The 10,379-nt window shown below is 66.2% G+C and carries 11 protein-coding genes and 1 pseudogene; 8 read left to right on the forward strand and 4 right to left on the reverse strand.

The window, feature by feature from the left end; all coding sequences use genetic code 11:
- The 4 genes and pseudogenes from ACRDUX_RS34175 to ACRDUX_RS34190 form a co-directional block, all read left to right on the forward strand.
- Positions 1-233 (forward strand): annotated as a pseudogene (locus ACRDUX_RS34175) (cytochrome P450); the annotation flags it as partial.
- Between the two features lie 334 nt (positions 234-567).
- Positions 568-1,035: a PaaI family thioesterase gene (locus ACRDUX_RS34180; protein ID WP_185935081.1), complete on the forward strand. Its 468-nt coding sequence runs from the start codon at positions 568-570 to the stop codon at positions 1,033-1,035.
- 6 nt (positions 1,036-1,041) lie between these two features.
- The gene (locus ACRDUX_RS34185; RefSeq protein ID WP_526420855.1) at positions 1,042-1,491 is read left to right on the forward strand and encodes a PaaI family thioesterase; all 450 of its coding nucleotides are present in this window, start codon (positions 1,042-1,044) and stop codon (positions 1,489-1,491) included.
- Positions 1,488-2,378: an alpha/beta fold hydrolase gene (locus ACRDUX_RS34190; RefSeq protein WP_068920419.1), complete on the forward strand. Its 891-nt coding sequence runs from the start codon at positions 1,488-1,490 to the stop codon at positions 2,376-2,378. The genes ACRDUX_RS34185 and ACRDUX_RS34190 overlap by 4 nt, the downstream gene beginning before the upstream one ends.
- Positions 2,379-2,614: 236 nt before the next feature.
- On the opposite strand, the gene ACRDUX_RS34195 is transcribed toward ACRDUX_RS34190, so the two are convergent.
- The 4 genes from ACRDUX_RS34195 to ACRDUX_RS34210 all read right to left on the reverse strand — a co-directional run bounded on the left by ACRDUX_RS34195 (position 2,615) and on the right by ACRDUX_RS34210 (position 7,183).
- Positions 2,615-2,863, reverse strand: a complete 249-nt coding sequence (locus tag ACRDUX_RS34195) for a DUF732 domain-containing protein (protein WP_056547418.1) — start codon at positions 2,861-2,863, stop codon at positions 2,615-2,617.
- A 131-nt stretch (positions 2,864-2,994) separates the two neighbouring features.
- On the reverse strand, positions 2,995-6,015 hold the full coding sequence (locus ACRDUX_RS34200; RefSeq protein ID WP_526420862.1) for an MMPL/RND family transporter: 3,021 nt from the start codon (positions 6,013-6,015) through the stop codon (positions 2,995-2,997).
- Positions 6,016-6,062: 47 nt separating this feature from the next.
- The gene (locus ACRDUX_RS34205; RefSeq protein WP_056547432.1) at positions 6,063-6,497 is read right to left on the reverse strand and encodes a DUF6188 family protein; all 435 of its coding nucleotides are present in this window, start codon (positions 6,495-6,497) and stop codon (positions 6,063-6,065) included.
- A 92-nt stretch (positions 6,498-6,589) separates the two neighbouring features.
- Entirely contained in the window at positions 6,590-7,183 is a 594-nt protein-coding gene (locus tag ACRDUX_RS34210) for a TetR/AcrR family transcriptional regulator (RefSeq protein ID WP_526420857.1), read from the reverse strand.
- Positions 7,184-7,340: 157 nt separating this feature from the next.
- Between ACRDUX_RS34210 and ACRDUX_RS34215 the strand changes: the two genes are divergently transcribed.
- The 4 genes from ACRDUX_RS34215 to ACRDUX_RS34230 form a co-directional block, all read left to right on the forward strand.
- Complete coding sequence (locus tag ACRDUX_RS34215) at positions 7,341-8,000, forward strand: TetR/AcrR family transcriptional regulator (protein ID WP_156720696.1); 660 nt, start codon at positions 7,341-7,343, stop codon at positions 7,998-8,000.
- A gap of 213 nt (positions 8,001-8,213) precedes the next feature.
- The gene (locus ACRDUX_RS34220) at positions 8,214-8,798 is read left to right on the forward strand and encodes a recombinase family protein (protein WP_068920418.1); all 585 of its coding nucleotides are present in this window, start codon (positions 8,214-8,216) and stop codon (positions 8,796-8,798) included.
- Positions 8,798-9,439, forward strand: coding sequence for a hypothetical protein (locus ACRDUX_RS34225; RefSeq protein ID WP_192860468.1), 642 nt, complete (start codon positions 8,798-8,800; stop codon positions 9,437-9,439). The genes ACRDUX_RS34220 and ACRDUX_RS34225 overlap by 1 nt, the downstream gene beginning before the upstream one ends.
- 30 nt (positions 9,440-9,469) lie before the next feature.
- On the forward strand, positions 9,470-10,379 hold a 910-nt coding region (locus tag ACRDUX_RS34230), incomplete at its 3' end, for an AlbA family DNA-binding domain-containing protein (RefSeq protein WP_526420860.1).

Here is a 10,379-nt window from a genome sequence, read left to right on the forward strand (position 1 = left end):
CCCACGGTCACACCAGCGACGCGCTGGCCGCGGCCGCGTCGATCTACGCTTACTTCACCGATTTCCTCGCCGACCGCCGCCACAATCCCCGCGAGGACCTGATGTCGGCGTTGGCGAACGCCACCGTCGACGGGGTCGGGCTCACCGACGAGGAGGTCCTCGGCTTTTGCGCGCTGCTGCTGGTCGCGGGCTACGAGACCACCACCAACCTGCTGGGGAACGCCGCGGTCGTGCGGTATCCACTTCTGCCTGGGTGCGGCGCTGGCGCGGATGGAGGCTCGGACCGCACTGAATGCGTTGCTGGACAAGGTGCCCCTGTCCGACGACTTCGACGATCCGTCCCTTCCCGTGCAGGCCGCCCGCAATCCCACGGGCAGCCCAAAGTGAACGCTGGGGGTGTCGTACCTGTCGGGTGGCACTGGTCTTCGGCACCAGCCAGGCCGCGATGGCGCTGTCGGCGATCACCGCGGTCGGATCGCAGATTGACACGTCTACAGAATCGAGCACTCCGTGAGCGAGGCGCTGAGCGGTGAGCCGGTGCGGTTGCCGCCGCACACTCCCACCTGCATGGGGTGCGGCCCCGACAATCCCCACGGCCTGCAGATGGAGGTGTTCCGATCCGGGCAGCAGGTCTACACCGACCTGGTTTTCGACGAACGGCACGGCGGGGCACCGGGACTCGCGCACGGAGGTGCCATCGCCGCGGCGTGCGACGACTTGTTCGGCTTCACCCTGTGGATCGTCGGAACCCCGGCGGTCACCCGCAACCTGGCCATCGGATACGTCCTACCGGTGCCGTTGCATCACCCCCACCGCATCGTCGCGCGCGTCGACAGCCGCGAGGGGCGAGCCCTGCACGTCAGTGCGACCGGGACCGGGCAGGACGGCATCGTGCGCTTCACGGCCACGGCGATGTTCGTTGCCGTGGACGTCGAGCACTTCGCCGCCCACGGCGACCTCGGCGCGTTCGGTGACATGCTCGAGCGTTTCGCTGGAGCACGACCGTCGGCCGATGACAGAGAAGGCGAGGATTGACAGACGATGGTGACCACGACGTTCGCGCACTTCGACGCGCAGATCGCCGACCAGCTGCTCCACGCGGCGAACACGGCGGGCGGACTGTCGACGTTCCTGAATTTTCGACACACCGCACTCACCGCGGGTCGGCTGGTGGCGGAGATGGATACCCGCGAGGACCTGCTGACCCCGTTCGGCAATCTGCACGGCGGGTGTTTGTCGGCGATGGTCGACCATTGTCTCGGGGTGGTGTTCTACCCCGTCATTCCGGCGGGATCGTGGGTCGCGACCACCGAGTTCAAGTTGAACCTGCTCAGACCCGTGTCCAGCGGGGTGTGCGTCGCCGTTGCCGACATCGTGTCGCTGGGCAAGCGCAGCGGGGTGGCGCGCATCGACATCACCAACGGCGACAAGGCCGTATGCGCCGCGCAGGGCACCGTCACGATCGTGAGCACCGCAGGCAACGCATCGTGACTTCGGTCGTGCAGCATCGGGTCCGGACCGGAGACGGGATCACCCTTGCCGCCGAGTACTACCCCCACGACGGTGATCGTCCCGTCGTGTTCCTCCTGCACGGCGGCGGTCAGAACCGGCACGCGTGGACCACCTCAGCGCGCCGGCTCCAGTCGCGCGGATACTCGGTGGTGGCCTATGACACCCGCGGTCACGGCGACAGCGACTGGGATCCGGCCGGGCGCTACGACGTCGAGCGACTCGCCACCGACCTGCTCGCCGTCCGTGACCACTTCAGCGCCAATACCCCGCCCGCCGTCGTCGGCGCATCGCTGGGGGGAATGACCGCCCTGGGCGCGCACCTGCTCGCATCCGGGGCGTCGTGGGCGGCGGTGATCCTGGTCGACGTCACCCCGCGGTTGGAGTTCGAGGGTGCCCGTCGCGTCGTGACGTTCATGGCCGCCCACCCCGACGGCTTCGCCACCCTCGGCGATGCCGCCGAGGTGATCGCCGCCTACAACCCGCATCGCGCGCGCCCCGAGAACCTCGACGGCCTGCACAAGGTGCTTAGGCAGCGTCCCGACGGTCGCTGGGTGTGGCGATGGGACCCGGCGTTCGTCCACTCCAACTTCGACTTCCTGCGCGACGGCGCGGCCGCGGGCACCGAGCAGTTCGACGCGATCAGCCATCTGCTGATTGACGGAGCCCGACGCGTCACCGCCCCAACACTTCTCGTCCGCGGGCTGCTGTCCGACGTGGTCTCCCAGGCCACCGTCGAGGAGTTCACCCACCTGGTCCCGCACGCCGAAACCGTCGACGTGTCCGGCACCGGTCACATGATCGCCGGGGACGACAACGACGCCTTCACCGCCGCGGTCACCGACTTCCTCGACCGCTGCACTCTCTAGACCGCGCCACTGCACCGCTCGGGCACGCTGCCCACGCTTGGGCGACGCGGCCAGTTCGGTGACGTGTTCAGTCTGTAGAGTTTCTGCGCCGTCGGCTGGCTACGTGTCCAAAATCGTTGCTGCACTGACTATTTCGCCGCGCATCACTCATCCGACATGTCGAGCGGTGGTGGACTACCACCACGTCAGCTCTCGAGAAGCTTTGCTTTTCCACGCAGCAGTTCCCCGGCCCGCTGTCAGCAGCCGAGTTCCCCTCCGGCGGCGACGATGATCTCAACGGCGGCCGGTACTGATATCGCCAAGTCCTTCGAGACCATCTCAATGGCGTCAGAGGATGGATGGCCGCTGTGGGTCAGCTGGCACACCTTGTAGCCCTCGGTCAGCAGTTGTTGAGCTGTCAGATACGCCAGCCTGCTCTGAAGTCGCTGGAGGTAGCCGGCCTCATCGGCGACCGCAGTGGGCGCGGTCGCGACCCCGATGCCCACAGCGATGGCCAGCAGGGCTACATGGACGGCTCGTGGACGCCGGTTCCGCCGCAGCGATGTCCGCGTCGACCCCACACGGACATCGCCTGCTGCGGTAGGTCGGGACGAGTGAGCACAGGCAACGCGGTCGTTCATGAGGTCCGTCTCTGGGGGGTGGTGGGGCGGTGGGGCCACCAGCTGGCCTCGCGGAGCAGGACGGCGATGGCGGGGACGGTGAGGGTGCGCACGACGAAGGTGTCCAGCAGCAGACCGCAGCCGATGATGAATCCGGCTTGGATCATGATGGCGATGGAGCCGACCATCAGGCCCAACATGCTGACCGCGAAGATGATGCCGGCCGAGGTGATCACCGACCCGGTGCTGGCCACGGTGCGTAGGACCCCGACGCGGATGTTGCGGGTGGATTCCTCCTTGAGCCGCGACACCAGGAGCATGTTGTAGTCGGCGCCCACCGCGACCAGGATGATGAACGCCAATAGCGGTACGGGCCAAGCGATTTCATCACCGAGTCCCCACTGGAAGACCAAGACTCCGATGCCCAGCGATGCAGTGTAGTTGAGTACCACGGTGCCCAGCAGGTAGAGCGGGGCGAGCAGTGCGCGCAGCAGCAGCACCAGGATCAGGCCCACGATGAGCAGGGTGGAGGCGGCCAGCTGGATGAAGTCGGCGGTCAGGAGGCGCTGAATGTCGGAGTTGACCGCCGGGAACCCGGCAACCGAGATGCGGGCTTGCGCCAGGGAGGTGTTGGGTCTGGCTGCCTCGGCGACGGCGACCATCTGGTGGGACAAGTCCATGGCCTCGGCGCTGTAGGGGTCGTTGCTGGATTCCACGAGGAATCGGGCGGTCTTGCCGTCGCGGGAGAGGAACTGTTTGGCGACGTCGGCGAACTGGCGGTTCTCGAAGGCGTTGGGGGGCAGGAAGAAGCCGCTGGAGGTGTCGGAGCCGGTGCTGGCGCGCGCCGAGTTCTGCAGCTGGGTGGCGATCTGGCTCATCCCGCTGAGCATTTCGATGTTGCTGTCGGCCAGGGTGTGCACGCCGGTGGCCAGGGCTTGGGCGCCCGAGGCGAGTTGGCCGATGCCGTCTTGGAGTCGGCGGACGTTACCGGCCAGGTTGGCGGGGTCACCGAGCGCGCCGAACGCCTTGTCCAGCGAGGTGACTGCGGTCTGGACGCCGGCCAGGGTGTCGGCCACGGATGCGTTCTGGCCGACGGTGTCCCCGAGCCCGGCGACCTGGGTGAAGAACCCGGCGTTGCGCAGCGTCGTGAGGACCTGGACCTGGTCGCGGATCTGGGCGCACTGCGGTGTGGTCGCGCACCACGGCGAGGTGTTCAGCGCGCCCACCAGCGGGTCGATGGTGGCGATGGCACCATCGGCCTGCTCGGCGAGCGGGCGCAACCCCGGTCCAGAACGCAGCGCCTGGTCGACCGCGGGTGCGGTCGCCGAGAGTTGGCTCAACAGGGGCCGAAACTGGTCCACCTTCCGCCCTGCGCTCTGGGCCTGATCGAGGATTCCGGTCAGCGGGGTCAGTGCGGTCCGCAGGGTGGTGTCGAGTTGGGCGAGGCCACCGGCGAGTTGGTCCGCGCCGCCGGTGAGCTTGGCCAGGTCATCCTTGCGGGCGTTGCCGTCGTCCACCGCGCCGGCCATCTTGTCGCCGATTTGTCCGTTCTGCCACCCCAGTTGGGCCTGCTCCAGGCGGGCTCCCGCGGGTCGGGTGACCCCGGACACCTTCGTCACCCCGGGGACCTGCGCGATGCGCGAGGCCATCTCGTCGAGGTCGGCCAGTCCCTTGCCGGTGCGCATGTCGGTGGGAGACTCCACGACGAGGAATTCGGAGATGACGACGTCGGTGCGGAAGTGCCGGTCCAACAGCTGATAACCCTCGTTGCTGGCGGTGGTGGCGGGTTGTCCCTTGCGGTCGTCGTAACTCAACGTCATCGTCGTGGCGACCGCTGAGAGTGCCAGCAGGATGGCCAGGCTGACCAGCAGCAGCGGCACCGGCTTGCGCACCACCGCCACGGCCACGGAGTTCCAGTACCGCCGGGTGCGGTCGGACTTGGGTTCGCCGATACCGCGTTTCGCGGCCAGCGACAGCACCGGCGGCAACAACGTCACGGTCGCCACGAACCCGACCAGGACGGCGACCGCGCAGGCCGGTCCCATCCCGGCGAACACGCTCAAGTTGGCGAACACCATCGCGGCGAACGCCAACGCGACCGTGGCGGCCGAGGCCAGGATGACGCGGCCGATGCTGGCGGTGGCGTGCTCCACCGCCTGATCGGGGGCGACCTGCGCCCTGCGCTGTTCGTGGTAGCGGCTGATCAGGAAGACGGTGTAATCGGTGCCGGCGCCCAGCAGGATCGCCGTCATGAAGGCCACGGTGAACTGCGAGACCGGCATACCCAACTCGCCGAGTACGGACAGCACTCCGCGCCCCACCGCCAGACTGATACCGATCACCAGCAGAGGCAACAGCGCGGTGAACACCGACCGGTAGACGATGAGCAGGATCAGCGCGATCAACCCGGCGGTGGCGATGGAGATGAACAGCAGATCGTGTTCGGCCTCGGCGATCTGATCGCTGAACGTCGACGGCGGCCCGGTCACCCGTACCGTCGTCGACGATCCGGCGAACGCGTCGGCGGCGATCGCGCGGACCGCGGTGACCGATTCGGCGGCGGCGGGGTCACCGAGCGTGCCGGCCACCCCCACCGGCAGATACCAGGCCTTGCCGTCCTGGCTGAGTGCCTGGGTGGCGGTCACCGGGTCGGCCAGCAGGTCTTGAACCAGCAGAACGTGCGTGGTGTCGGCGCGCAGCCGCGACACCAGATCCGTGTACTGCGTGCGCGCCGAGGGGGTCAGGCCTGCCGGGTCCTCCATCGCGACGAAGAGCATGGTCTTGGAGCCCTGCTCGCCGAAGGCCTCGCTCATTCGGTCGAGGGTTTGAAAAGACGCCACGTCGCGGGGGATCAGCTGGACGGATTGTTTCTGCACCACCGTTTCCAGTTGCGGGAACAGCAGGGCCAGGACCACCGCCAGTCCGACCCAGGCGCCGATCACCAACGCCTTGTGTCGCACGGTGAATCGGGCCAACGCGCCGAGGCGCTCGCTGTACTCCCCGGAGGTCTTGGCAGCCGAAATGGTGCGTTCACGCACCCGGGTGGCGGCGGCGTCGGGCGGGTCCGCTTCGTGGCCGTCGACGCTCAAGGGCGCACCGCAGGGCGCTCGGACACCAGGTCGTCCGCGGGCATGTCGTGGCGGACGACGCGGACCCGGCCACCGGGTAGACAAGCCATGTAACCGTGGCGCTTGCCGTACAACTCCCACGCCGCGAAGCACTCGTCGGCGGCCACGGTGAAGCCGTAGCCGTTGGAGAACTCGACACGCAGCGTGCCGTCGTCCTCGCAGGTGGCGAGCGTGCAGACGCTACCGGCGAAATTCAACAACGGGCGCTGATGATTCGGTACGTCATTCGGGTCGACCATCACGTCTTCGGCCGGGTGTGCCCCCACCGCAGGAAGCGACAAGCGCAGTGGTCGGGTAACGACCAGCTCGTTGTAGTCGGCCATGGTGAGTACCAGGCCGCCAACCAAGCTGACGCGCTGGACCTCGCAGGCTTCGATCCACTGGGTGATCATGAGACCTCTCTACCTCGATCTGATTCGTAACGATACCATCAGTATCGGTGCGCTACTAATAGTGTTGTTTCGTGTGGATCGGGTTGGCCCGGCTACCTCTCGTCGTGGACTATCAACGCGATGCTGCGCTCCAGTCCGATCGCGACGTCTTCGGTGGAGGCGCCGTGCCGGACCCACGCGATCAGGCTGGCCAGCCAGATATCGCCGACCAGGGCGGCAACTCGGTGTTGTGTCGGGCTCGGCTCCTCACCGGCGATCGCCAGCCCGATCAGGTGCTCGATGACCCCCGCCGCGCGGGCCACCTCGGCGCTCGCGCTGCCATCGGCGACGACGAATGCGCGGGTCACGGCCTCGGTCAGGGCCGGCCGAGCGCGCCATTCCTGGCATAGGCGGGTGTTCAACTGCTCTACCCGCAGGCGCGGCGATCCCGCTGTGACCGTCCAATCTCGTTCAGCGCCAATACGTTCGAACTCACGCGCGAGGACGGCGATCAGCACGTGCGGCTTCGACGGAAAGTAGCGATACAGGGTGCCGACTGCCATGCCCGCACGATCGGCGATGGCGCGCATCTTCACGGCGTCATATCCACCGCTCGTGGCGATCGTCGCGGTGCAGTCAAGGATGATCTCGCGTCGGCCGAGTCCCCCGGTGAGGAAATCGTGCCTGATCGATTCGGTTGTCGTCATCGGCGGTCCGCAGCCTTTCGCGTGCTTGGGGCTGTCAGAGCGGTGACACTGTCACGTTCAGCCGCGGCTAGGGATGACCAGTATCGCTACGCTACCGTTGGTACCATAACGTGGTGAGAGTCGTAATGACCAGACAATCCCGGCGACGGAAACGGCGTTGAGCGAACATGTGTTGCCCGACGGCGACGACGCCGATCCGCGTCGGGCGCGGTCACGGACCCGACTGCTCGACGCCGCCGCTCACCTGCTCAGTACCGGCGGAGTCGAGGCGGTCACGATCGAGGCGGTCACCAAGGCCTCGAAGGTCGCACGAACCACCCTCTACCGCCACTTCACCAGTTCCTCCCACCTTCTCGCCGCCACCTTCGAGCGACTCCTGCCCCAGGTCACCCCGCCGCTTCCGAGCTCAGTTCCCCTGCGAGAGCAGCTGATCGAACTGCTCACCCGTCAGGCAACCTTGTTCGCCGAGGCACCCCTTCACCTCACCACCCTCGCCTGGGTCTCACTAGGGCCTTTGTCGCCAGATGGTAAAGACGCGGGCCACACGCAGTCACTGCGAAAAAGGGTCGTCGACCAATACCGCCAACCGTTCGACACCATCCTGCAGAGCCCCCAAGCGCGCGACGAACTCGATGACTTCGACGTCGAACTCGCCATGTGCCAACTCGTCGGACCACTCGCCTTCGCACGCATGACCGGACTCCACACCATGAGCCGGCACCACTGCGAACACATCGTCGATGACTTCCTGACGGCGCATCAACGCATGCGCCCCGGAGGTCAACCAGCCTCAGCTCGCGATTTCTCACCGAAGTAGACAGATTAACGCAGACGCCAAGCCGTGATTCCACGCGCGTGGCGATTGAGTTGTAGCGGCGGCAATCTAACCGTGTCTCGTTTCTAGAGAAACGAGACCGGCTTACGGGGAACACTCCCCCGTCGCATCGCCCCAGGTGGCGCCGTCTCATTTCTCGTCTCACACAGCGTGTCTCAGATCCTCGTTGTCGGTGCGCAATGCGACAGTGGTGCTGTGACGGCGATTCTCGGGTACGCGCGGGTAAGCACTCTGGGCCAGGACCTTGATGCGCAGCTCGCCGCGCTCGCCGCCGAGGGGGTCGAATCCGGTCATGTCTTCACCGACAAACTCTCCGGTGCGGTGAACACCGATCGGCCAGGTCTCACGGCCTTGCTTCACTATGCCCGCGAGGGTGACACCGTAGTGGTAACCGCCATCGATCGGCTGGGCCGATCTGTCGTAGAAGTAACTCGCACCATCGCAGATCTTGGCCAGCGCCGAATCCTGTTGCGCGCGTTACGTGAAGGCGTAGACACCGGTACGCCGACGGGGCGTGCGGTGGCCACCATTATGGCGACGCTGGCCGAGCTCGAGCTCGAGCTCGGCCGCGAGCGGCGCGCCGCCTCACGCGACTCTCGCCGAGTTCGCCAACTGCCGGCCACCAAGCCGGCCAAGCTGACCCCGGAACGCCAAGAACAGCTGCGCCGGCTCGCCGCAACGGGCGAACCGGTACCCGAACTTGCTCAAGCATTCGGCGTCAGCCGGGCCACGGCATACCGCTACCTGGCCAAACTCAGCTCACCATCAGGAGCCGCGTGATGACCAGCACCGATCTGCACCCGTCGACACATCTACGAGCCGCGGCGTGGGTCCCCGACGACGTCGAAGATCGGCCGTGGGAGGACGCCATCGCCCTTGCCTCCGAATGGATTTGGGAACGCAGCCAGGAGGAGGATCTAGCGCCCCTGCTGGTGAGCAACGCGCAAAATGCCGCGAGCTTCGGTTATGCCGACCTTGACGAGATCATCCGAGCTGGTGGGCACGCCACGCCGCAAAGCCGTAGCCGGCCCGACCGCGGGCCGGTCCTAGTCTTCGTGCCAGATGAACGGTCGTTGCACTTCGCGATGGGCCTCGCTCGCGGTCATTCACTCGCTGTCGTCGAGGGTTCCACGCCCTTGGCCGAGTGGGCTGCTGGCGCGGCCGCGGTCAACCTGCTGACGGGAGAGGTCACGCCGTCCGAGATGGACGATGACGTGCGCAAAGACCTCGATTCCGTCATCTTCTACGGCGGCCGTAACGGCTGGACCGGAGCAGATGACAAGGCCCAAGCGCGACGCTTCCTCGGCGGCCACATCAGCGGCGGCCGGCTCACTCCCGATCAAGCCGCCGCCTACGTCCTTTCGTCGCAGTCGGTGTCCGACCGCGGAGCGAAACGGCTACGCGAACAGCTCAGCCGCTAGTCCGCGCGAAAGTCCGGTTGAGGAGCCCCCATGGATGCGATCCAAGCCCGTACAGAAGACGAACTCCAGCGGTTAGCGCTGAATGGGTTGCTTGAAGAAACCCACTGGTTGGATCTCAAGCGGGAGCTGGGATCCGGTAACGCCGCCAACAAGGACCTAGCCAAAGACATCGCTGCTTTCGCTCTTGACGGAGGAACAATCCTGATCGGCGTCGACGAGGACACCTCACCGCCAGGCCTGTGGCCCGTCCCTATCCACGGACTCGCCGAACGCATCGAGCAGATCGCGCGAATGAGAGTCGACGAGGCGGTACAGATCCGCACCACCGCCATCAACTCCACTAGCGATCCCACCCTCGGTTACGTCGTGGTCCACGTGCCGCAGTCAGTTCGAGCCCCGCACATGGTCGATGGCCGCTATTACGGCCGCGGCGACAAAACCAACCGAATGCTCCCCAATGCCGAGGTAGTGCGGCTACTCGACAGGCGACTGGCTGATCGTCGTGACCTCCGAGCGGATGCGCGCGCGATACGTACAGACCTCGTCGGCGGTGACCAACGACTGTTAGTGGTGGTGGCCGAGCCGGTCGGGGCCCGCGAGGACATGCTCGTTGCTTTGTCTGAATCATCAACGTGGCAAGAAACAGTGCTTCAACTAGTGCACTCAGCCACGGACGCTCAAAACCAAACGTATGCACCAACTTTGGCCCAGGCCAGCGGTTTCGCCCGACGTCCTGGCGGCGTCGCACTCACCACTGGCATGTACGACGGGCAACGTTTCTCGGGCAACGACCACGCCGCCGAGATCGTCTTCACCGAATCCGGGCGGCTCGTTCTGGCATCTGAGCGAGCCGTGACCACACGATCATTCCCAAACGTGTTCCCTGCCCAACCCGACGTCACCGTCATATTTGAGGCGTTGATCGTCGGTCACATCAGCA

This window comes from Mycobacterium sp., assembly GCF_050701675.1.
Classification (GTDB): Bacteria; Actinomycetota; Actinomycetes; order Mycobacteriales; family Mycobacteriaceae; genus Mycobacterium.

Bases quoted from the DNA above. Each gene is read 5' to 3' on its own strand.
- ACRDUX_RS34180 (WP_185935081.1), top strand. From the start codon at position 568: ATGGGGTGCGGCCCCGACAATCCCCACGGCCTGCAGATGGAGGTGTTC.
- ACRDUX_RS34185 (WP_526420855.1), top strand. From the start codon at position 1,042: ATGGTGACCACGACGTTCGCGCACTTCGACGCGCAGATCGCCGACCAG.
- ACRDUX_RS34205 (WP_056547432.1), bottom strand. From the start codon at position 6,497: ATGATCACCCAGTGGATCGAAGCCTGCGAGGTCCAGCGCGTCAGCTTG.
- ACRDUX_RS34210 (WP_526420857.1), bottom strand. From the start codon at position 7,183: ATGACGACAACCGAATCGATCAGGCACGATTTCCTCACCGGGGGACTC.
- ACRDUX_RS34225 (WP_192860468.1), top strand. From the start codon at position 8,798: ATGACCAGCACCGATCTGCACCCGTCGACACATCTACGAGCCGCGGCG.